Genomic DNA, 23,195 nt, shown 5'->3' on the forward strand with positions numbered 1-23,195 from the left:
ATTTTTCAAGTGCAACGATCTATTACTTTAAAACGATATCTTTAATCATACGGCATGTCTCTCAGTGATTCAACACGTAAAAAGCACAGAAAAAGAGAGTACATTAATCTTGTTTGGCAAAAAAGCACCAGTGACAAGGGAAAATGCCTCTCGAACATTTTAGGATATTTTTTTATTTTATTCTATTTACTCATCTTCCGGATCAATTGATTCGTTCGTGTGCCCTTTAATTGGTGTAAAGGTTCGTTTTTCTCGAAGCGAATGATCACGACGAATGGTTCGCTGCTCTGCAAGTTTTGCCAGATGCTCCTGAACATTGAACGGAATTTTCCCTCGTCGATCCGGCTTCTCATAACGATGGTCACTGCCAAGCACACGCGTCTTCACATTGTCTCTCATCATTAAATCAAACAGGTCAATAATTGTTGTTTTAATTTGCTCATCCTCGATAGGAAACATTAGCTCGACACGTCGATTTAAGTTTCTCGGCATCAAATCTGCGCTTGCAAGAAAGGCCAGAGTCTCGCCTCCGTTGCCGAATAGATAGATTCGACTGTGTTCAAGATAACGACCAACGATCGAATGAACTTCTATCCGGTCGCTCACACCTGGTATACCTGTTCGAAGGCAGCAGATACCTCGAACAAGCAACTGAATGTCCACGCCTGCTGCCGATGCTCGATATAAGGCTTTGATAATGCCTTCATCCGACAATGCATTCATCTTTGCACGAATAAACGCAGGTTTGCCGCTTTGCGCATTCTTGATTTCCGTATCAATTAAATCGAGCAGACTGTTACGCAGCCATAGAGGTGCAATCACCAATTTATGAAAATAAGGAGGTTCTGAGTAACCGGAAAGCATGTTGAATACATTGGATGCATCAATACCCATCTGCTCGTTGCAAGTCAAAAGGCCCATGTCGGTATAAAAATGAGCAGTGATATCGTTATAGTTGCCTGTTCCAAAGTGCATGTAACGTTTAATACCGTCTTCTTCTCTGCGCACAACGAGCGCCATCTTGCAATGCGTTTTCAATCCGACCAGTCCATAGATAACATGACAGCCGGTTTTCTCCAGCTTCTGTGCCCAGTTAATATTATTTTCTTCGTCAAATCTCGCCTTCAGTTCAACGAGTACGGTCACCTGCTTGCCATTCTCAGCTGCCTTTTCCAAATAACGAATGATTGGAGAATTTCCTGAAACACGGTACAGAGTCATTTTAATGGCAAGCACGTGACGATCTCTTGAGGCTTGCCGAATCAGCTCAATCACCGGATCAAACGATTCGTACGGATGGTGGAGAAAAATATCTCCTGCACGCATGGCATGAAAAATGGAATGCTCCAGCAATTCATAGTGGACAAACGGACGATGCGGCGGATAAACCATGTCGCCCGGCTCTTTGATTTGTCCGGCAAGCTTTGATAAAAAGGTAAGGTCGATGGGACCGTTAACCCGATATACATTGTCAGCGCTGACTGAAAGCCGATCAAACAGCTTGGTCACGAGGCGTTCACTGATTCCCGCCTCCACATCAAGATGAATGACATTGCCTCGTTCACGAAGCCTTAGCTGTTTCTCAATTTCTTTCAGCAAATCCTCCGTGTCCTCTTCATCCACTTCAAGATCCATATCACGCATAACGCGGTAACATGATGCTTCATCAAGCTCATAACCAACAAAGAGCTGATTAAGATGCCTTCGAATGATGTTTTCAAGCAAAATAAAGCTTGTATGTCCTTCGCGATCCGGAAGCTTAACAACGCGCGGCAGCACGTTTGGTACCTGAACAGTAACAAATTCGCTTTGAGACGCTTTGCTGTCCTTTTTATGAATAAACGCCGCGATGTTGATACTTTTATTTAAAATCAGCGGAAAAGGACGCGACGAATCGACTGCCATCGGTGTCAGAACCGGATAAACTTCTCGGTTAAAATAATGGTCAATAAAATCAAGCTGTTTCTGGGAGAGTTCGTCTATATCCAGAATATGAATCTTATTCTCGTTAAGCATCTTCTTCAGCATTCGATTATAAGTCGTATACTGTTGATTGATCATTTGATGAGCCTTGGCGCTGATCGCTGACAACTGCTGATCTGCCCTTAAGCCAGAGGCATCCGGTTTGTTATAGCCTACGTTGACCATATCAATCAAAGACGCGACTCGCACCATAAAGAACTCGTCCAAATTACTTGCTGTGATTGATAAGAATTTTATCCGTTCGAGCAGCGGATTATCTTTATCTCTCGCCTCCTCAAGCACTCGCTCGTTAAAAAGCAGCCAGCTTAACTCACGATTGCTGAAATATTCCTCACGATCAAAATTATCCATTGCCATCCACCTATCCTCTTAAAATCGGTTTCAATCCAAATACTTCTTCAAAATAAGCCGCTTTTTCTTTAAACGTCTGCTTTTCCAGTGAAAGGTCATCATCAGAGCGGGCAGTAATTGTGACTTGATCGTTTTTCAATGAAACAGCGATACGCTCCACCTTTTGCTGACGGCTGTCATCCAGTGCATCAGCAATTCTTAACAGCGCCGCAAGCTTTGCAGCAATCAGTCTGCTTGTCGTAGGAAGCTTCCGAAAAGCAGACGAGTTGCTCGACGGCGTCTCCGCGCTATGATAGCGCGCGATATTAGCAATGATATCCCGTTCATTTTCTGAGATGCCGATGATTTCCGACGATTGAATAATGTAGTAAGAATGTATATAGTGGGCGTTCATATCAATGTAACTCCCAGTATCTTGCAAAATTGCAGCAAGCTGTAAAAGAAGTCTGTCCCTTTTATTCAGACCGTGCAGCCGTTTCAACCGATCAAATAAGTGAAGGGCAAAATTTTCAACACTGTTAATATGCTCCGTGTCGCAATTATAGCGTACAGAAATATTTCGAGCAGAAACAATGATGTCCTCTGTAAACGAGTGATCCAAAATATTCTTATGCATTTGTAATAATTCATGAACAATAATCCCATCGGCCAGATCGGCATCCGAAAGAATAATGCTTTCGGCTCCTGTAATCTCCAGTGTCATCTTCAAGATCATAGCAGATGGAAGCAGCTGCGATGCTGAATCGTAGGGCAACGTAAATTCCTTGGCCAACACCTGAGGAGGAATGGTCAAGATATGCTGATATAAATCATCGAAACGTTGACGGCTGATTATCTCGTCGCTTCCGCTCATAAACGCTTGTTTAAACGCGAGCAGATCGGTACCGACCAGCACAAAGTTGCGAATTGCGACTCCTTTTGGGGCAAATTGATGATAACCATCAATTTTACTACGAATATAATCCTCCATAATTTCCACAAAATCACCGGTTTTACTTTCCAAGTCACCAAGCAATTCACGGATACGAAGCGGACCAAGCTTGATATTTCGAGAAAAAATAAAATGGCCAGCATTATACACGGTCAATTGCATGCTGCCCGATCCGATGTCGATCATCATGGTGCCTTGTTGGATCAAGTCGCTGAACGTATCCGTGTTATAAGCGACAGCCTGATTATGAAGAAAACGCTCCTCAGCATTCGCCAGCCATTCAACATTGAGGCCGGTTTTAATTCGGATTTGTTCCTTTACATATTCAGCGTTTCTCGCCTCTTGAACCGAACTTGCTGCGACAGCACGATAATTGGTAACGCCGTAATCATCCAAAATTTGTACAAATCCGGCCAATTGACGGCAAGCCTGATCAACCGTTTGAAATTCAATCATCCTGTGGTTATAAATATCCGCGCCAATTGAAACGTCAGCTTTAACGTACTCAACGATCGACATTTTGGTCAGATCGGCAATTTTTAGAACAAGCGTCTGCAGCCCAACTGTGATCGATGCGAACAGTTTATGTCTCGCCACCGTCCTCACCCCATAACCTTAATCTCTTTTTCCAAATTCAAACACTTATTTCTTATTATACGGTATATTTCACTCTGTATGAGGAGCCGTTTCTATAATTTACAAAAATTTTACGTCGAAACAATGCGAAATTTGTCGCTTCAAAATAAAGATCAGATATTTTTGAATTAGGTTTTAAAGGATTTTGTTGTTCATACAATTTATTGGTTTATTCATGAACGGTAAACAACATAGTCGTTTCACATCACATGAATTAGAAAAAAGCCGACAAATGTCGGCTTTTATGAATGATGAATTTCACAATGAACTATTTATGAAATGATTTATTTGTGAAGCAAAGACAATTTCTTATCCAAATAAAGATCAACGGCAGCCGCTGCTTTGCGCCCCTCTTCAATCGCCCATACAATCAAGCTTGCTCCACGGCGAACATCGCCCGCTGCAAAGATACCTTCCTGGCTTGTCTGGTAGCTGCGTGAATCCGTTTCGATCACACGGCCTGAGGCGTCTTTAGTTACTTTGAAATCCTCAAATATTTTGTCTTCAGTGCCTTGGAAACCAATGGCGATGAGCACAAGATCGGCCTTCCAGCTTTTTTTAGCTGCATCATCCGTATCTTTCTTAAATGAACCGGTGATCAGCTCCTGCACATGTCCATCGGAATTTCCAATAAATTTCTGCGTTTCAACATAGTATTCACGCGGATCCTTTCCAAGTACCTCTTCAGCCTCTTCATAAGCATAATCCACCGAGAAAACATTTGGATGCTCCGGCCACGGATTATTGGCCATGCGTTGAGTTGGAAGCTTGCCGTGTTTGCCAAACTGAACAACACTTTTGCATTCTTGACGAATTGCCGTTGCCACACAATCTTCGCCTGTATCTCCGCCACCGATCACAATCACATGTTTTCCCTTTGCATCGAAATCAGGCTTTAGCGCTTCGCCATAGAGCAGGTGACGATTGCTTGCAGTCAAATACTGCATTGCCGGTGAAATACCCTTCAATTCGCGACCCTCGATCGACACCTCACGATGCTTGCCTGCGCCTGTGCAGAGAATCACTGCATCATAGTTTTCTTTTAGCGCTTCGACGCTGACTGTGTTTCCTACATCCGCATTTGTTCTAAAAAGAATACCTTCTTCTTCAAGCAAATGAACGCGACGGTCTACGACATCCTTTTCAATTTTCATGCTTGGAATACCATACATCAGCAAACCGCCTGGACGATCCGATCGTTCAAAAACAGTCACCTCATGACCAATTTTATTTAATTGGTCTGCGCAGGCGAGCCCCGCAGGTCCTGATCCGATCACAGCGACCTTTTTGCCCGTACGCCGTTTCGGCGGTTTCGGTACGACCCATCCTTCTTCAAAGGCACGGTCGATAATTGCTCGCTCTATGGATTTAATCGAAACCGGATCACTGACAAAGCCTGCGGTACATGATCCTTCACATGGAGCAGGACAGGCTTTCGATGTAAATTCAGGAAAATTATTTGTTTTCGCCAGACGGTCATAAGCTTCCTTCCAAAGCCCATGATAAACAAGGTCATTCCACTCAGGAATTAGATTGTGGATGGGGCATCCGGTTGTACCTCTGTTTATTGTGGTACCAATTTGACAGTAAGGAATACCGCAATCCATGCAGCGTGCCGCTTGCTCTTTTGCATCCTTTTCCACCAATGGAATTTTATATTCGCCCCAGTCATGCACACGTTCAACCGGCTTGCGTTCTTTTTGATTCTTTTTCTCTATATTCAGGAAACCCATTAATTGTCCCATAGGTAAACTTCATCCTTTCAAAATTTGTCCGCTGCAAAAGTCGGCGTCTTGAACTCAAACCGGTAAATAAGTGGAATTGCGCACACTTAAATTTCCTTGCTTTTTCAAGTAGAACGCTTGCTCCTTGGCTTGTTCTCCGGTCAATCCCTGCGATTCATACCGCGCAATTTGTTCAAGTATTGCTTCGTAGTCGCGCGGAATAATCTTGATCATTCGTTGGATGGATTCTTTCCAGTTCATGAGTACTTTTTTGGCTTTCGGACTGCCGGTATGATCCAAATGATTCTTAATCAACTGATAAACCTCATCCTGCTCCTGCTTATCCGTGAGCGGTTCGATATTTACCAATTCCTTATTAATTAGAGGAATCAGCTGATCACGTTCACCATCAGGAAGAACATAAGCAACACCGCCGGACATTCCAGCAGCAAAATTTCTTCCGATTGCACCAAGGACGACAACCCTGCCTCCGGTCATATATTCACAACCGTTCTCGCCGACTCCTTCGACAACAGCCTTAGCCCCGCTGTTGCGCACGCAAAAACGTCCGCCGGCGGTACCGCGCACATAAGCTTCACCGCTCGTTGCGCCAAACAAGGCAACATTTCCCATCATTGCTTGGGAATCTGAATCAACACCCTCAAGCTCTTCTGACTTAATAACTACTTTTCCTCCCGACAGTCCTTTGCCGACATAATCATTGGCATCTCCCGTCAAGATCATCGTTACACCTTTCGGAATGAATGCCGCAAAACTCTGTCCGGCACTCCCGGTAAAGGACAAAGTAATAGTGTCTTCAGGCAAGCCCTTACCTCCGGTCGAACGTGAAATGAAATAGCCAAGTGTCGATCCGACGGTTCGGTCGGAATTCTTTAATTTATAGACAAGTTGCACCGGACGCTTGTTTTCAATCGTCGGCAGACAGGTGGCAACCAAATTACGTTCGTCAAAACGGCGCTCGACGTGGTGCTCTTGAGCGCGGGCGAAGTAGCGTTTGGAAACATCGCTTTCTGCCTGATAAAGCAGGTCGGAGAGATCCAATGTGCGTGCTTTCCAGTGACTGTGTACTTCTTTTTTAATTCTGAGCAAATGCGCCTGTCCAATGACTTCATTAAGCGAACGATATCCCAGTTCAGCCAATTGTTCACGAATATCCTGAGCAATAAACGTCATAAAATGAACAATGTGATCCGGATTGCCCATAAAATTCTTGCGCAATTCCGGATTTTGCGTTGCGATGCCGACAGGACATGAATCAAGGTGACACGCGCGCATCATCAGGCAACCGAGAACCACAAGCGGTGCCGTAGCGAAACCGAACTCTTCCGCACCGAGACAAGCAGCAATCAAAACATCGCGCCCCGTCATCAATTTCCCATCAGTTTCAAGACGAACACGATCACGCAAACCGTTTTTCATCAAGGTTTGATGCGCTTCGGCAAGTCCGATTTCCCATGGAAGTCCGGCATGCTTAATACTTGTTTTGGATGCTGCGCCAGTCCCGCCGTCATGTCCGCTGATCAGAATTACGTCAGCTTTCCCTTTAGCAACACCCGCAGCAATGGTACCGACTCCGCCTTTCGCAACCAATTTAACGCTGATTCTCGCCTTTGGATTACTAGACTTCAAGTCATAGATCAATTGCGCCAAATCTTCAATTGAATAGATGTCATGATGCGGCGGCGGTGAAATTAGAGCAACCCCTGTTGTTGCATGACGGGTGCGGGCGATCCAAGGATATACTTTGCCGGCAGGCAACTGTCCGCCTTCACCGGGCTTTGCACCTTGTGCCATCTTAATCTGCAGTTCGTCTGCTTCAGAGAGGTAATAGCTTGTTACCCCAAAACGTGCTGATGCTACTTGTTTTATTGCGCTGCGGCGCCAGTCGCCGTTCTGATCATGCGTAAATCGATCGGCATCCTCGCCACCTTCACCACTGTTGCTTTTCCCGCCGATACGATTCATTGCAATCGCCATTGCTTCATGTGCTTCTTTGCTGATCGATCCGTAGGACATTGCACCGGTTTTAAACCGTCTCAGAATGTTTTCAACAGGTTCAACCTCTTCAAGAGAGATCGGCTTTCGATCCTTTTCAAAAGTCAGCAAGCTCCGAATGGTCGAGAACGGCGCTTTGTCTACCATTTTTTTATAGTCTTTATACAATTGATAATCGTTTGTCCGTGCTGCCTGCTGAAGCGTATGCACAATCAGCGGTTCAATTTTATGCTGTTCCCCGCCTTGGCGCCATTGCATTGTACTGCCTGGGTCCAATGGCTTCATTTCTCCTTGTAGGCATTCCTCAACAGCCTTTTTATGGCGCAACAAGGTTTCCGTCTCAATTTCTTCCAGCCCAATACCGCCGATCTGTGATACCGTGCCCTTAAAATATTTATCAATAAGAGCATTTGACAAACCAAGCGCTTCAAACGTCTGCGCTCCACGATAACTTTGAATTGACGAAATGCCTACTTTAGACATGATTTTTACGATACCGCCAACGAGTGCTTTAATGTAATTTTGCTCCGCTTTTTCCTCGGACAGATCCAAATGATTCGATTTAATTAAAGAATGAACGGTATTAAGTGCCAAATACGGATGAATGGCATCGGCTCCATAGCCAAGTAATGCGGCTACCTGATGACTGTCTCTCGGTTCGCCTGAATCAACAATCAAACTGATTTGCGGCCGTGTTCCCTGATTGATTAAATGATGATGCAACGCACTGACCGCAAGAAGAGACGGAATCGGCAAATGATTTTGATCCACATCCCGATCCGAAAGAATAATCAACGACACATCATCATGGATCATTTCGTCCACATGCAGAATCAGCTGATCCACTGCTTTGGAAAGTCCGAATTTGCCCTCTTCGGCAAGATAAGTCAGTGCGACCGTACGCGTTTTTAATTCTTGGTGTTGAAGATCCTGAAATGCCTTTCGATCAAGGATTGGGTGCTTCAACCGAATTTGCGATGTCACATGCTTGCTTGGTTCAAGTAAGCTGATTTGCGGGCCAAGCCATGTTATTTTCGACATCACCCGTGCCTCTCGAATGGCATCGATCGGCGGATTTGTTACTTGTGAGAACCACTGCTTAAAGTAATCAAATAACAATTGCGACTTATTGGACAAGACCGCGAGCGGTGTGTCATTGCCCATCGAACCGGTTGGTTCCTTTCCTTGTTCCGCCATAGGCTGAATGGCTTTCGTTGCGTCTTCATAGGTATAGCCAAACACTTTTTGTTGAAAAAGACGCTTACTGTCGGGAAGAAGTACCCCGGTTCCATGCTGTCCGTTTAGCTTGATTACCGATTTTTTCAGAAGATCCGCGTAATGAATCGATGAACAGATTTCTTTCTTCAACTCATCGCTCGGTACAATACGCCCTTTTTCGGTATCGATGAGCAGCAGCTGGCCCGGTTTCAGATGACAGCGTTCTCGAATGTTTTCTGGTTTCAGATCGGCGACACCTACTTCAGACGAGAATACAACTTTATCGTCATTCGTGATGTAATAGCGTGCCGGTCTGAGGCCGTTGCGATCGAGAATTGCTCCAATTTGTTTTCCATTACAGAATCCAAGTGCCATAGGACCGTCCCATGGTTCCATCGTTCTGCTATGAAATTCATAGAAGTCACGCAGATAATCAGGGAGTCCGTTATCTCCCTCCCAAGGCTCAGGTACCATCATCATTACCGCATGTGGAAGTGAAAAACCATGATAGGTTAAAAATTCGAGTACATTATCAAAAATAGCCGAATCACTGCCCTCAGGATCAATAATCTGAGGAAGTTTTCCGTCATTTAAACGTTTCGCTTTGGCATTAAACCAGCTCATATTGCCGCGAATTGTATTGATTTCTCCATTGTGTACAATCATCCGGTTTGGGTGGGCTCGTTCCCAGCTTGGGAAGGTATTTGTGCTGTACCGTGAATGGACTAAGGCAAGCGCTGAAACAAAGCGTTCATCCTGCAAGTCTGTATAAAAAGCCGAAACCTCTTTTGCCCGAAGCATACCTTTATAAACAAGAGTTTGGCTTGAGAGGCTGGCAACATATATTTCATCATTAAGTTTTGCTTCAATGGCTTTTCTAAGCAAATACAATTTCGAATCCAGTACCGGCCCTGCGTCTTGATTCGCCGTGCCGATAAACATTTGGTACATATATGGCGCCTTGCTTCTTGCCAAACGGCTGATTTCGTTTTCGTCGATTGGAACATCGCGCTCGCCGTATATTCTTAGATTTCGTGCAGCAATGCAGGCTTTAATTTTGCCGATTGCAACCAATCGGCTCGAACGATCCTGGGGCATAAAAAACATGCCGACACCATAATGTCCTACAGGGGGAAGCTCAAAGTCGCATACTTCCTGAAAATAACGGTCGGGAATTTGAACCAAAATTCCGGCTCCGTCGCCTGTTTTTCCATCGGCAGCCTTACCGGCTCTGTGATCGAGCCTTGCCAGCATCTCCAGCGCAGTCTTGACAATCTCATTAGACGCACGCCCTTTAATATCCGCGTACATACCGATTCCGCATGCATCATGTTCAAATTCCGGGCGGTAAAGTCCTTCCGGTTTCTCTCTCGTCTGAACTTTGCTCATCATAAACCTCATCCTTCCTTCTGTTCGCAATCACGCATCATATCTGTGTGAGTTTTCTGAAAACGTATTTTTTATCTCTTTATTAGGCCAAAAGTATGGTGATTTAATTTTACTCTTTCAATATCAATCTTTACAATATATAATTTAGAATAAATCAATCTCAATTTTAGATGAATGGTGTGCGAATAATGGAATTAAGGCAGATTCAATATTTTATAGAAGCGGCAACAAGGGAACATATAACACAAGCATCTGAAGCTTTGCATGTCGCGCAATCCGCGATCAGCCGTCAGATTGCGCTGCTTGAGGACGAACTCGGCGTTGCTCTTTTTTCGCGCAAAGGGCGCAACATTCAACTTACGCAAGCAGGAAAAATATTTCTGCAACATGCGGAACGGGGATTAATTGAATTTGAAAAAGCTCAAAAAAAGATTAAAGAATACCTTAATCCTGAAACGGGATTGATCCGACTTGGAATTTCAACAAGTTTGTCGGTACACACCTTGCCTATTGTTTTGCAAAAATTTCATGACATACACCCAGGCATTGATTTCCAGCTCCATCAGGGCACGGTCCCCTACCTAATTAAATTGATTGAACAGGGCAGCATCGATCTTGCCTTTGCTTCGCCGGTTCCGAAGCACCATGACGTTGTACGCAGCAGCATCCTTTATACGGAGCGAATGGTTCTTCTCATGCCGAAACAGCATAAAAAAGCCGGACATGGATCAATTCCGCTGAGCCAACTCAAAAACGAACGATTTATCACATTTCGCAGCAAGCTTTCCCTTCAAGAATTATTCCGTGATGCGTGCAGACAGGCCGGATTTACTCCGAATATCGTTTTTGAAGGTGAGGACATGGACACAATTAAGAGCCTAGTCTCATCCAATTTCGGTATTGCCTTAATGCCTGAAAATGCTGCCGCATATAATCTTCCGGACGACGTCACTGCTCTTGCACTCAGCACTCCGAAAATATCGCGTTCCGTTGGCGTGATACGGCCGCGCGATCGTGATCTCGCTCCTTCCGAGCAGCTTTTTTCATCCTTTATTGACGACTTTTATGAACGATTGCATCGTTTCGGGCAATAAAGTGCCGCGTCTGAAGTAAACAAGACGCGGCGCTCTGATGTATTATTATTCAGTTCCGGTTTCTTTTTCAGATTGACGAATCAATTCGTCATGACGGCGACGTGAATCCTCTCCAACTTGTTCATCAGCATGATAAGATGAACGGGCCAGAGGTCCCGCTTCACAGTGTCTGAAACCTTTTGCAAGTGCGATTTCCTTAAGCTCATCGAATTCTTCCGGTGTATAGTAACGGATGACATCCAGATGCTTTCGAGTCGGCTGCAAATATTGGCCGATCACCATGATATCCACATGATTCGCAAGCAAATCATCCATTGCCTCAAGAATCTCTTCTTTAGTTTCACCAAGACCGACCATAATACTTGATTTTACAGGTGTATTTGGGCTCAGTTCCTTTACCCGTTTCAAAACCGCGAGTGAGCGATCGTAGGTGGCGATTGCACGAACACGTTTCGTAAGTCTTCGAACCGTTTCAATATTATGATCGAAAATATCCGGTTTTGCATCCATGAGCGTCAGAATACTTTCATCATCGCCTTTCATGTCTGAAGGCAATACTTCAATGGTGCAATAGGGTGCCTTTCTTCGGATCGCACGAATAGTTTCTGCGAAAACAAATGCACCGCCATCCTTGAGATCGTCTCGGGCCACTGCGGTCACAACGACATGACGCAGACGCATCTTGCATACTGAATCTGCGACACGTTCCGGTTCGCGGAGATCCAGTTCTGTCGGTCTGCCAGTTTTGACCGCACAAAAACGGCATCCTCTCGTACATACGTCACCTAGAATCATAAATGTCGCAGTCCGGCGGGTTGCCCAGCATTCATGAATATTTGGGCATTTTGCTTCCTCACAAACCGTGTGCAAGCTCTCTTCCCTCATCAGATGTTTAATACCGCGATAGTCCTGATTCGTATTGATTCGTATCTTGAGCCAATCAGGTTTTCTCAAATAGGATCCGTGCTTTTCCACTGTTATTCCCCCTCGCGTTTTTCAATGACCGCTTTGCGCTTACCTGGATTTATTCCATTGGTCTGTTTCATACTTTTGTTCTGCCAGTGCCAAGACGTTTCGCTCATCGTCTTCAGTCAGTATCAGTGGCTGAAGCTTGATATCCAATCCTTCTTCAAAACCGTGATGGAAGGCCTCTTTGACTTCCTCTAAGTCAACGCTTCGCCCCAGTAGATCTTCCAGTGCAACCGCCTTACCGGAAAAGGCCCGTTTTGCCCGCTCCTTCAACTTGGCGTTTGCATAATAAAAACAATCAAAGAGTTCGTCTTCATTAACTGAGATCGGAATTGATCCATGCTGAAGGATCATTCCCTTCTGCCTTGTCTGTGCGCTTCCTGCAGCCTTCCGTCCTTCAACGACCAGTTCATACCAGGATGCTTCCTCAAAACACACTGGTGAATGGGCACTGCCCGGCTTTTTTTCGGGGATGGCAAGATCCGCACTTAATCCCATCGCTCTGAATCCTTCGAGCAATCCTTTGGACAAAACCCTGTAAGCCCCGACAACTGAGTGCGGCATGTCCGGATCATTTTCAGAAATAATGACACTATAAGTGAGTTCATTATGGTGGAGCACGGCGCGCCCACCAGTCAAGCGACGTACGCATGCAATGTGATGTGCCTTTGTTCCTTCCCAATCAATTTTTCCATCAGTCTTTTGAAAGTAGCCAATGGAGAGCCCCGGAGGATTCCAGCCATAGAAACGAAGGACTGGCTGCTTCCTGCCCTTTGCGCCGCATTCAAGCAGATATTCATCAAGTGCCATGTTATACGCCGGTGAATTGACGCCTGAATCAATAAAATACCACTCTTTCTCTTTCATTTGCAATCCCGCCTTTACTTTCTGGCTCCAACACATCATTCCCGTGTTATTTAAAACACTCAATAATTAGAACTCATCGTTAAATCTGTGTACACAGAAAATGTTAGCGCTAACAATATTATGAACCTTACAAGTATAGTTTCATCACCATCTGTGCCATAATGTTATACAGCGCTCAATTAACTTCTCTGTTTATCATAACAAGAATTCAATAAAATTGCATGTGCCTATCCATCTCGTCAGCTGATTATCAGGAATTGAAGTATCTTCTTAATGATCGCTATGATACACTTATAGGATAGTAATTTTATGCAAATGCAAGCATTCAATGGTCTAAATCATTAAATCTATGGCCAGTTGTTTCTATATAATATAGAATTTTGATTTCAGTTTTTATTTTTGGCTTTGTTGCAGGATTTTGTTGTTCGTACTATATTATTGACCTATTCGTGAAAAGCCTAATTTGCTCTTCACATCTTTCAGCTTGCTGAAAAATGTGCCGATTTGATGGCTCGAAGTATGAAAGCTTTTCCCCATCGTTCATCAACCCGGTGGTAAATGAGCCAATAAACAATATGATTGTTTAACATCACCAACTTTTTAAGGAGATCTTACTGGATGGATCGATTTCTTCAAATGACTTTTATTCCTCATATTGAGAATTCATGGAACTTTTTTATTTGGTTTACTGACATGAATGGTGAAGTCCTGCCCTTTCCGAACCGCTCCGCAGACAACGCGGAGATTCCGGAATGGCTGAGCGAAGCATCCTCATATCCTTTTTTCCCTTATAAAGCGAAGTTTATTGATGGTAAGAGCGACGCTGACGTTGACGGCGCTATTATGCCGATGGCCGGTGTCTTTCGTTTGATCCATGACGGGGTTATTCGGGAAGATCAAAAGGGCATTTTACCCGGACTCACTGTACAATGGTTTCGCCAAATATCAGAAACTATAGATAGTCTATTAGAAAATGGACTTTTTTATCCCTTTTTCTATCATCTGAAGCGTGGAAAAGATGAGCAATGCTATTTCTGTCAATGGATACCCGATGCCCGCGTTCTCACTGATAGCGGGTTGTTTGCCGATTGGCTGAGCCGGTTGCCGCGCCTCGCATTCTCAATAGATGAGCTGCAGGATCAGAAGGTGCAGCAATGGGTTTACCTAATTGTCATCTATTGGTTGAACGCCATGATTCGTTCCAATCAAAAGACAGATTTAAGCAATCAGCTGATTGAGCTTGAGAATAGTGATCACGATTCATTTCTGAATCAACTCAAAAGCGGCAGTCCTCTTACTGGAACAGACAAACCATGGATGATCCTTCATGACCAGCAACAGATCGAACAAATGGATCAGTTAGAATTTGAACTTGCAGGATGGGTCCGCCCTGTTGCGTCTGAGCAGTCAGGTTCATGGGAGCAGGCACTGTTGAACTATAAACGTGAACAAACTGAAGCCTATTTTGTTCCGGAAACAGCGAAAATAATCCTTAAGCCTGCGAATGCAGACAATTTGTTTTCTGCGTCATCCATTTGGGACTACACAATCAAAATTTCCGGCTGGCAAAATGGCAGACTTGCAGAGCGTTCACCTGAAGAGACTGCCGGTCCGGTCTCGCTCACCCAAGAAAATTGGCTGTCCCAATGTTTCGATCGGATAAAAGGGCAAATACCGGAATCAATCGTTTCGTTGTTCAAGGGCGTCGCTGACGGCTGCATCTCAATACATGAGCTCTCAGAACTCTATCAATACGAACATATCCTTGCAGACGCCTCGATCCTTGTCGTCTTTCCGGAAAATGTCGCGATTCAAGATGCTCCGTCAGTAACTGTTGATTTGGATATTCATCAGAAAAAAAATGGAAATGAGGCGTCACTGTTCAGCTTAGATTCGCTGATCACTTATGATTGGCGTATTGCAATTGGAGATATTCAATTAAGTACCGATGAATTCAGGCAGCTTGTCCGCGCCAATCAACCGTTTATCTATCAAGGAAATCAGTGGATCCATTTGCCTGTTAATCAAATGATGAAGGCTTACGAAGAAATGGAAGATGCGCTCAGCCTATTTGATAAGAAGCCGAGTGTTTCTGCAGCGATGAAAATTGAGGCAACCCGCCGCCGCAAACGAAACGGCCGAATCAATATTCATCTTGATTCGGAAATCGGCAATTATCTGAGCCAATTATTAAAAAAGCCTGCCCGCAGCGTTCAGCTGCCCGATGCATTTGTCGGCAGTCTGCGTTCCTACCAGAAACGAGGCTATACATGGCTCGTTAATTTGCGCCGCCAACATGTCGGAGGATGTCTTGCCGATGATATGGGACTGGGTAAAACGGTTCAAGCAATCGCCTATTTGGATTATATCAAGCAGCATCCCGAAGATTCACTTTCTGATTCCGCCCTTCCAAAAGGACCTGCTCTGATTATTTGTCCGACCTCGCTCGTTGCGAACTGGAAGCATGAATGCGCGACATTTTCGCCTCAGCTTGATCTGTATATTCATCACGGTACGGATCGTTTGCGCGGAAAATCGTTCCACGCGCGCCTTCGCGCATGCGATGTCGTCGTGACCAGTTATGCAATATACACAAAAGAAGCCAGCGAAATGCTGGGCTACAATTGGAGCTGTGTCATTCTTGATGAAGCGCAGGCGATCAAAAATCCGCACGCTCAAAAAACGCGTGCATTACGCCCGATTCAGACCGCACATCGTCTTGTATTGACGGGTACGCCTATTGAAAATCGTCTTGAAGAACTTTGGTCGATTATGGATTTCTTGAATCCGGGCTATCTCGGATCACTTGAACGTTTCCGAACTCAGTTTATTCATCCGATTGAGAAGAAAAACAACCGATCTAAAGGACGTCAGCTCACCCAAATGATTCGTCCTTTTCTCCTTCGACGTGAAAAAACAGATAAAAAGATTATTCGTGATCTGCCGGAAAAGGTTGAAGCAAAAAGGATCTGCAACTTGACAAAAAATCAAGCATCACTTTACCAATCCATAGTCAACAGATTGAAAAAGAACGTCGCGGAGACAGGCGGAATCCAGAGAAAAGGCCTGATTTTGTCGACGCTGACCAAACTGAAGCAGGTATGCGACCATCCTTCATTAGTCAGCGATCCGTCTGCAACCAGCGACCAGACGTCCGGTAAACTTGATTTATTGTTTCAAATACTTGATCCACTTTTTGAACAGGATGAGAAGGTTCTTCTTTTTACTCAATATGTAAAAATGGGGAAACTACTGCTTGAAGAAGTACAGCAAAAATATCCGGATGCTCAGGTTTTCTTCCTTCACGGTTCCTTAAGTGCCGAACAGCGCCAGAAAATGATCGATAAATTTCAGAATCCCGATCATAAGAAGACACTTTTTATCCTTTCACTCAAGGCCGGCGGAGTAGGAATTAATTTGACAGAAGCAGGATATGTGATCCACTATGATCGTTGGTGGAATCCGGCTGTTGAAGAACAGGCTACCGACAGAGCCTACCGGATTGGTCAAGAACGCAATGTCTATGTCTATAAACTAATCTGTGAAGGAACGCTTGAAGAACGAATTGATCAGTTGATCGAGCGAAAGAAGAGCTTGCAAAAACAGATTCTCAGCGGCGGGGAGTCCTGGCTGACTGAAATGAGCGATCAGGAACTGTTAAATCTGATTCAATTACATGAAGGAGTGGTGTAATCATGGCACGCAGACTTACGTTTCGTAATGCCAGACTGGCCGGATGGCTGGCTGATTATGCAGCAAGAGCACAGCAAAGCGCATTCGAACGCGGTCTGATGTTGTATGACAAGCATCGGGTATGGGATTATCATGCGTCGGATCAAGGATTGCACGCAAGTGTTGAAGATGTTCACAGCACTTTTTTTCAGGTCAATATTCACTGGAATAGCAAACAATCTAAGACGCCACTTCCCCCAAAAATCAGCACAATGACTGCCGATTGCGGCTGCACCTCAACCGCTCCCTTTTGCGAACACATAACGGCGGCCATTATTTATTGGGTCATACGCCTTGATAAAACAAATGAAGTCGATAAGGCTGAATCGGCGGTCGACCAGGGAGACAGTCCTGCCTACCGTGCGCTCGTTGCGCGTTTAAAGAAACGAGTGGCAAAGGAAACGCCAAGCTATAAGCATTTCGACACAAGCAAACTAATCATGCGTCCGGATCTTCAAAACAACGCCGAGGAAATTGTTAAAACGGTTATGGCCCAAGCGGCAAAAAAAAGAAAATAAGTATATCGATCAGCAGCCGGATCTGATCACACGCGCCAAAGCTTTGTAGTTCTCCTGCTGCTCATTCTTTAAGGACATAGGAGCATCAATATCTTGTTCAATGACTGTTCTGGACATTGCTGTCATTCCATAAGGGAGCAGTTCACAAATCAATGCATCAACTTGTTTCGCGGATGCATCAGCCGTCGCGGTGTAGGTTAAGTCTCTGTTGTCAATGATTGTACCTCTGTACTTTGAGATCAAATGGTTAACATGGAAAAACTCTTTTTCCGATAGGAGCGGCAAACATATTGTCACCAGCTCTCTTTCACCAATCTGCGGACCGTTTTGTACCCATTCATGAGCAATGCCTGATGCTTTTGTCTCCGCAAATTCGTAAGTCACAGCCTTTTCCTCTCCGTGACGCGTCACGGAGACGTTTTTTGCGCGTGATCTCTTGCCTCCCAACACATTCGAGAGACAGTCATACAGCTGTTCCTGATCCATTAATTCAACGTTCATGCTCTGTTTCATTCGTTCAGCCACCCATTTCGTATATGCATCGCACAGATTTGAAGTTCAATAACTATTAACTCTGAAACAAAAAACCTTTCCGCCCCGCACAAATAAATGTGCAGGGGCGAAAAGGTTTGGCTTTTCACGTTCCACCCAGCTTCCCGATGTTTTCACAAACACCGGCTTAGCAACTGTAAACTCAATCTTGAGATCAGTCATTTTTGTAACAAGTGACCGGCACTCGTTCTGTCCTACTCTCTTCAGACAGACATTCAAGGGCGGTATGTTCATGTGTCGGTTACCGGGTTTTCACCATTCCCGATTCTCTGAAAACCATTTCCCACATGACAAGTCCCCATCATCACTTTAATTCATTAAACTATTGACGATTGGCATTTATACTAACGTATTTTTAACGGATGGTCAACCCCCATAGCTTCATTCTCATCTGATTTACATGATAATCTTTTTTTCGCTGCTCAAGAGAATTAAATCTATTCAAAACACCATGGCGTTTTCTCTTTCCACTCATACGCATTTGTCAAGAAAAATTGTCTTGTTGTTGCTCAATCTTCGGGTTATAATGCAAGATACATAACGTCGTTCGTTATTTGACTGAAAAATAGAAAAGTGCGGACAGTTGCGTTAACATACTGCCTGCGCCTTAATCTGTGATCACGTATACTTTTAGTAGCGTGTGCATACGAGGAGTGGTGAGAATTGAAGAAGGTGTCCATAGGCTTGCTTGGTTTCGGAACGGTCGGAACTGGCGTCGTCAGGCTGCTTACAAAAGACAGAGAACGACTTGAGGAACGTACCGGTTGTGAAATCCACCTGGAAAAAGTGCTCGTCCGCAACAAAAACAGACCGAGAAAAGTACTCATTGATAACCGAAATTTAACCACAGATGTCTATGAAATTCTTGACAATCCCGAAATAAATGTAATTATTGAATTGATCGGCGGCGTGGATCAAGCGTATCGTTATATTCTGCGAGCGCTTAAAAATAAGAAAAACGTAATCACTGCCAATAAAGACCTCATGGCTTCCTACGGCGAAGAATTACTTTTAGAAGCAAGAACCAATCATTGCGATCTCTATTACGAAGCGAGTGTTGCCGGCGGAATTCCTATTCTCAGGACACTTACCGACAGTCTGGCAGCTGATCGGATTCAGAAAATGATCGGTATTGTGAATGGAACGACCAACTATATTTTGAGCAAGATGAGTGGCGAAGGCTTGTCGTATGAAAAAGCACTCGCTTCTGCCCAAAAGTTGGGGTTTGCCGAAGCCGATCCTACATCGGATGTCGAGGGACTTGATGCCGCGCGAAAAATGGTCATTTTAAGTCATCTTGCCTATTCTATTCCTGTGAAACTGGACGATGTAAAAATTAAGGGTATCACTGATGTGACGCGTGAAGATATCGTTTTTGCTAAGAAGCTTGGATACACGATCAAACTGGTTGGCATCTCGGAGGTCAACAATGGCGACATTGATGTACGCGTCGAACCGACACTGCTTCCTAACGGCCATCCGCTCGCTTCGGTGGAAAATGAAAACAACGCCATCTATGTTTATAGTTCTGCACTAGGAGAAACCATGTATTATGGTGCAGGCGCCGGAGAAGGCCCGACTGCGGTATCCGTCGTTTCCGACCTTCTCTCAGTTGTCCGCAATATCTCGCTTGGCGTAACCGGCAATCATATTTTTCTACCCAAAAAAGAATTGCATGCCCGCAAGGATAATCTTGTCGAGAGCCAGTTCTTTGTTCGGATGCATATGAAGGATGAACCCGGCTCATTCTCAAAACTGACCGATCTCTTTAGGGAGCAGCAGATTAACCTCGGAAAACTATATCAGGAACCGATTCCGGGACGCGATGTTGCCGAAGTTGCCATTGTCACTCACGTCACGAACAAAGTACTTTTTGAAAAATCATTTGAAATGCTGAAACAGTTGGATGCCATTGTGAATGCTAAATACTTCCGTGTTGAAAGGGGCTAAAATCATGGCTTGGAAAGGTTTAATGGAACAATATAAGGATGTCTTGCCGGTTACGGATAAAACACCGCGATTGACGCTGCTTGAAGGAAACACACCGCTCATTCCGCTTGAAAAGCTGTCTGAAAAATTAGGCTGCGAGATTTATGGAAAATTCGAAGGTCTGAATCCAACAGGTAGTTTTAAAGACCGCGGCATGTTTCTCGCCGTTGCTAAGGCAAAGGAAAGCGGAAGCACAGGTGTAATCTGCGCTTCCACCGGCAACACGTCAGCATCGGCAGCTGCTTACAGCGCACGTGCAGGTATGGATTGCATCATCGTCATTCCGAAAGGAAAAATTGCATTGGGCAAATTAGCTCAGTCCGTCATGTACGGAGCAAAGATCTTTGAAGTCAACGGAAACTTTGACCAAGCTTTGGATATTGTTCGCTATACAGGAGCACATTCAGATTTTACCATTGTCAACTCAATCAATCCGTTCAGACTTGAAGGACAGAAAACAGGTGCTTACGAAATCGTTGATCAGCTCGGCAGCGCGCCGGACGTGCTTTGTATCCCCGTCGGCAACGCCGGAAATATCTCTGCCTATTGGAAAGGGTTCAAAGAACTCCGCGACAACAAGCAGATCGCTCCGCCGGAAATTCACGGATTCGAGGCAGAAGGATCCGCGGCCATTGTCAAAAATAAAGTTATTGAAAATCCCGAAACGATTGCTACCGCGATTCGAATCGGCAACCCCGCCAGCTGGAAGCTTGCGGTCGCTGCTGAGAAGGAATCAGGCGGAGAAATTGATTCCGTAACCGATGAAGAAATTATTGCTGCTTACAAGCTGATCGCTCGAACAGAAGGCGTCTTTGCTGAACCTGCTTCCTGCGCATCCGTTGCGGGCCTGATGAAACATGTGGCTACAGGCAAAATCAAAAAAGGTTCGAAGATCGTGTGTATTCTGACTGGAAACGGTCTGAAGGATCCAACCACAGCAATGGATACGTTGACGATTGAACCGACAATTATCGGTGCCGAAGCTTCTGCTGTTGTCGATCATCTTCAACAGGTGACCAAATGAGCAAGCCGCTGGCATTTCAAATAAAAGTGCCGGGAAGCACGGCTAATCTTGGGCCAGGATTTGATTCTATTGGTTTGGCAGTCGGCCGTTATCTGTGTTTAGAAGCAGTCAAAGCAGACTCATGGTCCTTCCACTATGTGAATCAGCCTGCATTTCGCCCTGCTCTTGAAAACAATCTGATTTATGTTACAGCCAGGAAAATTGCCGATGAACATGGGAAAACACTGCCTGCCTACTCTGTGGATGTGTTCAACGATATTCCGCTCTCACGTGGTCTGGGCAGCAGCGGATCTGCCATCATTGCAGGTATTGAACTTGCCGATGTTCTGCTCGATCTTAACCTCTCTCTGGAGGATAAGTCATGGATCGCCTGCCGTGCCGAAGGCCATCCTGATAATGTCACGGCTTCGCTCTACGGAGGACTGGTTATCTCTACACAATCGAAAACGAGGGTAACAAGTGTACGGTTGCCCGCACCGAAATTTGATTTGGTGACAACCATTCCCAACTTTGAACTAAAGACAAGTGAAGCGCGCAAAGCCTTGCCTACAACAATGCCCTTCAAGCAAGCCATTGAAGCAAGTAGTATTGGCAATGTGCTCGTCGCGGCTCTGCTGAGTGAGGACGGCGTGTCTGCGGGCAAAATGATGGAGAGCGACAAATTTCACCAGCCGTACCGCGCAAAGCTGATCCCTGATATGGATGAGATCACTCACATAGCGCGTGAAAATGGAGCATTTGGTACCTTTTTAAGCGGTGCAGGTCCAACAGTCATGTCACTGGTCAGCAAGGATAAAAGTGCGAATTTGTGCAGCCTCCTGCAAAAGCGTTTCAAAGACTACGAATGTATCGTGCTGGAACCGGTGAACGTTGGTGTGCAAACACGCATCGCATCCGCCAAATAATTTCCAAGTATAGGCATCTGACACTCAGTTTTCTTTTTAATAGAAACCTCCTGATCTGCTCAAACTAAGAGCAAATCAGGAGGTTTTTTGATGAAAGTTAAGATTGCCTGGGGCTTTATATTTTTATTTGCCGCAATTCTTGGCGGTTTATATATTTTATTTCTTGTCCTGCGTTCCCAATGATCGATAATCAAATGTCGTCTATTGTTTGCAGCGCCAACTCTGTAATCGTTTGCAATACAAATCAGAATCATCCCTGTAAAAGCGCATCCTGCTCGTGATTGTCAATTAACTGCAGCTTTTGGCGTTGCTCCATGACACTCACAAAAAGCGCGTCAATTAAAGTCACCTGGGCGGCACGTGCCACATAGGATTCTGATCTGAAATCAGTCGGAACAGAAACTGTGTGCAGTGAGACATCCATCAGTTCCGCAAGCAGCGATTTCATAAATCCTGTGATCCCAATCGCCGGACAGCGTTTCTGCTTCACCGTTTTAGCAACTTGAACTAGATGCTTATCTGAAGCCGAGTATGAAATAAATACCGAGGCATCACGCTCAGTCAATTGTGAAGCCGACAGCATTTGAAACTCACCATCACTCGGCGCGTAGGTCATGATTCCCGCGCGTACAAACTTTCGATGTGCTTCCTGAGCAATCAAGGCAGAACCACTGCTTCCGAAAAATGCAATGCGCTCTGAGTGTGCCAAAATAGAAACAGCTTTTTTAAAACCTTCGCTATTTAAAATCTGATACGTGTTTTCCAATGTGCGGATGTTGTCTTGAAACACTTGTTCCGCTAGACTTAAGACATCGTCTTCACTTGTCTTCGTCGTTTCTCCAAAGCGTTTATTTCGCGCAATGTCAGAGGCAAGTACTATTTTCATTTCTTGAAATCCTTTAAAATCTAATCGGCGGCAGAAACGAAAAACAGTTGCATCCGCCACCTTGATCCTCGCGGAGACTTGGTTAATACTGCTGTGAATTGTTTCCTTCGGATTATTTAAAATATAATCAGCAATTCTGCGTTCTTTTTCACTCAAGTGCGGATAGGCTGACTGAATACGAACAATACATTGACTCTCTGCCATTCATAGTCCCTCCTTCATCTATAATTCCATTGTACATCAAACGCTTACATTTGAAAATAATTTTCTGCAAACGTTTTCTATTTTTGCTTTTTGTTCAATTTTCACGTGTATTCATGCAATTTTTTAATAAAATGACGCATGACACTATTCTAGTCATCAAGTCATTTATCTTATTTTACCGCCTATTTTTCAGCTGTTAACTCTATT

Annotated in this window: 14 protein-coding genes; 6 read left to right on the top strand and 8 right to left on the bottom strand. The window is 44.7% G+C overall.

Annotated features, from left to right (window positions below; all coding sequences use genetic code 11):
- Positions 1-186: 186 nt before the first annotated feature.
- The 4 genes from AC1MBV_RS03690 to gltB form a co-directional block, all read right to left on the bottom strand.
- Positions 187-2,340 (bottom strand): RNA degradosome polyphosphate kinase, encoded by a 2,154-nt coding sequence (locus tag AC1MBV_RS03690; protein WP_255746910.1) that lies wholly within the window; start codon positions 2,338-2,340, stop codon positions 187-189.
- A gap of 4 nt (positions 2,341-2,344) precedes the next feature.
- Positions 2,345-3,862, bottom strand: a complete 1,518-nt coding sequence (locus AC1MBV_RS03695; RefSeq protein WP_255746909.1) for a Ppx/GppA phosphatase family protein — start codon at positions 3,860-3,862, stop codon at positions 2,345-2,347.
- A 323-nt stretch (positions 3,863-4,185) separates the two neighbouring features.
- The gene (locus AC1MBV_RS03700; RefSeq protein WP_255746908.1) at positions 4,186-5,646 is read right to left on the bottom strand and encodes a glutamate synthase subunit beta; all 1,461 of its coding nucleotides are present in this window, start codon (positions 5,644-5,646) and stop codon (positions 4,186-4,188) included.
- 54 nt (positions 5,647-5,700) lie between these two features.
- Positions 5,701-10,248, bottom strand: a complete 4,548-nt coding sequence (gltB, locus tag AC1MBV_RS03705) for a glutamate synthase large subunit (protein ID WP_370645930.1) — start codon at positions 10,246-10,248, stop codon at positions 5,701-5,703.
- A 170-nt stretch (positions 10,249-10,418) separates the two neighbouring features.
- Between gltB and gltC the strand changes: the two genes are divergently transcribed.
- Positions 10,419-11,342 (top strand): glutamate biosynthesis transcriptional regulator GltC, encoded by a 924-nt coding sequence (gene gltC / locus AC1MBV_RS03710; RefSeq protein ID WP_480947526.1) that lies wholly within the window; start codon positions 10,419-10,421, stop codon positions 11,340-11,342.
- 45 nt (positions 11,343-11,387) lie between these two features.
- On the opposite strand, the gene lipA is transcribed toward gltC, so the two are convergent.
- Both lipA and AC1MBV_RS03720 read right to left on the bottom strand, forming a co-directional pair.
- Entirely contained in the window at positions 11,388-12,317 is a 930-nt protein-coding gene (lipA, locus tag AC1MBV_RS03715) for a lipoyl synthase (RefSeq protein ID WP_255746905.1), read from the bottom strand.
- Between the two features lie 39 nt (positions 12,318-12,356).
- Positions 12,357-13,178 (bottom strand): lipoate--protein ligase family protein, encoded by an 822-nt coding sequence (locus tag AC1MBV_RS03720; RefSeq protein WP_480947527.1) that lies wholly within the window; start codon positions 13,176-13,178, stop codon positions 12,357-12,359.
- Between the two features lie 618 nt (positions 13,179-13,796).
- On the opposite strand from AC1MBV_RS03720, the gene AC1MBV_RS03725 reads away from it, so the two are divergent.
- Positions 13,797-16,871: a DEAD/DEAH box helicase gene (locus AC1MBV_RS03725; RefSeq protein WP_480947528.1), complete on the top strand. Its 3,075-nt coding sequence runs from the start codon at positions 13,797-13,799 to the stop codon at positions 16,869-16,871.
- A 2-nt stretch (positions 16,872-16,873) separates the two neighbouring features.
- Positions 16,874-17,428 carry a hypothetical protein gene (locus tag AC1MBV_RS03730; protein WP_255746900.1) on the top strand — a complete coding sequence of 185 codons (555 nt, stop codon included), beginning with the start codon at positions 16,874-16,876 and terminating at the stop codon, positions 17,426-17,428.
- A 9-nt stretch (positions 17,429-17,437) separates the two neighbouring features.
- On the opposite strand, the gene AC1MBV_RS03735 is transcribed toward AC1MBV_RS03730, so the two are convergent.
- Positions 17,438-17,941, bottom strand: coding sequence for a hypothetical protein (locus tag AC1MBV_RS03735; protein WP_480947529.1), 504 nt, complete (start codon positions 17,939-17,941; stop codon positions 17,438-17,440).
- 702 nt (positions 17,942-18,643) lie between these two features.
- Here AC1MBV_RS03735 and AC1MBV_RS03740 point away from each other — a divergent pair.
- The 3 genes from AC1MBV_RS03740 to thrB are packed head-to-tail and all read left to right on the top strand — an operon-like array spanning position 18,644 to position 21,898.
- On the top strand, positions 18,644-19,930 hold the full coding sequence (locus AC1MBV_RS03740) for a homoserine dehydrogenase (protein WP_304654774.1): 1,287 nt from the start codon (positions 18,644-18,646) through the stop codon (positions 19,928-19,930).
- 4 nt (positions 19,931-19,934) lie between these two features.
- On the top strand, positions 19,935-20,993 hold the full coding sequence (gene thrC, locus AC1MBV_RS03745) for a threonine synthase (RefSeq protein WP_480947530.1): 1,059 nt from the start codon (positions 19,935-19,937) through the stop codon (positions 20,991-20,993).
- On the top strand, positions 20,990-21,898 hold the full coding sequence (gene thrB / locus AC1MBV_RS03750) for a homoserine kinase (protein ID WP_480947531.1): 909 nt from the start codon (positions 20,990-20,992) through the stop codon (positions 21,896-21,898). Before thrC ends, thrB begins: the two co-directional genes overlap by 4 nt.
- A gap of 250 nt (positions 21,899-22,148) precedes the next feature.
- Here thrB and AC1MBV_RS03755 read toward each other — a convergent pair whose 3' ends face one another.
- Positions 22,149-22,988: a MurR/RpiR family transcriptional regulator gene (locus AC1MBV_RS03755; RefSeq protein ID WP_255746894.1), complete on the bottom strand. Its 840-nt coding sequence runs from the start codon at positions 22,986-22,988 to the stop codon at positions 22,149-22,151.
- Positions 22,989-23,195 lie beyond the last annotated feature (207 nt).

The organism is Sporolactobacillus sp. PKPK-6 (assembly GCF_056678885.1).

What these genes read in the sequence shown, in the direction of transcription:
- AC1MBV_RS03690 (WP_255746910.1), bottom strand. Translation starts at nt 2,340, where the DNA reads ATGGCAATGGATAATTTTGATCGTGAGGAATATTTCAGCAATCGTGAG.
- AC1MBV_RS03700 (WP_255746908.1), bottom strand. Translation starts at nt 5,646, where the DNA reads ATGGGACAATTAATGGGTTTCCTGAATATAGAGAAAAAGAATCAAAAA.
- gltB (WP_370645930.1), bottom strand. Translation starts at nt 10,248, where the DNA reads ATGAGCAAAGTTCAGACGAGAGAGAAACCGGAAGGACTTTACCGCCCG.
- gltC (WP_480947526.1), top strand. Translation starts at nt 10,419, where the DNA reads ATGAATGGTGTGCGAATAATGGAATTAAGGCAGATTCAATATTTTATA.
- AC1MBV_RS03720 (WP_480947527.1), bottom strand. Translation starts at nt 13,178, where the DNA reads ATGAAAGAGAAAGAGTGGTATTTTATTGATTCAGGCGTCAATTCACCG.
- AC1MBV_RS03725 (WP_480947528.1), top strand. Translation starts at nt 13,797, where the DNA reads ATGGATCGATTTCTTCAAATGACTTTTATTCCTCATATTGAGAATTCA.
- AC1MBV_RS03730 (WP_255746900.1), top strand. Translation starts at nt 16,874, where the DNA reads ATGGCACGCAGACTTACGTTTCGTAATGCCAGACTGGCCGGATGGCTG.
- AC1MBV_RS03735 (WP_480947529.1), bottom strand. Translation starts at nt 17,941, where the DNA reads ATGAAACAGAGCATGAACGTTGAATTAATGGATCAGGAACAGCTGTAT.
- thrC (WP_480947530.1), top strand. Translation starts at nt 19,935, where the DNA reads ATGGCTTGGAAAGGTTTAATGGAACAATATAAGGATGTCTTGCCGGTT.
- thrB (WP_480947531.1), top strand. Translation starts at nt 20,990, where the DNA reads ATGAGCAAGCCGCTGGCATTTCAAATAAAAGTGCCGGGAAGCACGGCT.
- AC1MBV_RS03755 (WP_255746894.1), bottom strand. Translation starts at nt 22,988, where the DNA reads ATGGCAGAGAGTCAATGTATTGTTCGTATTCAGTCAGCCTATCCGCAC.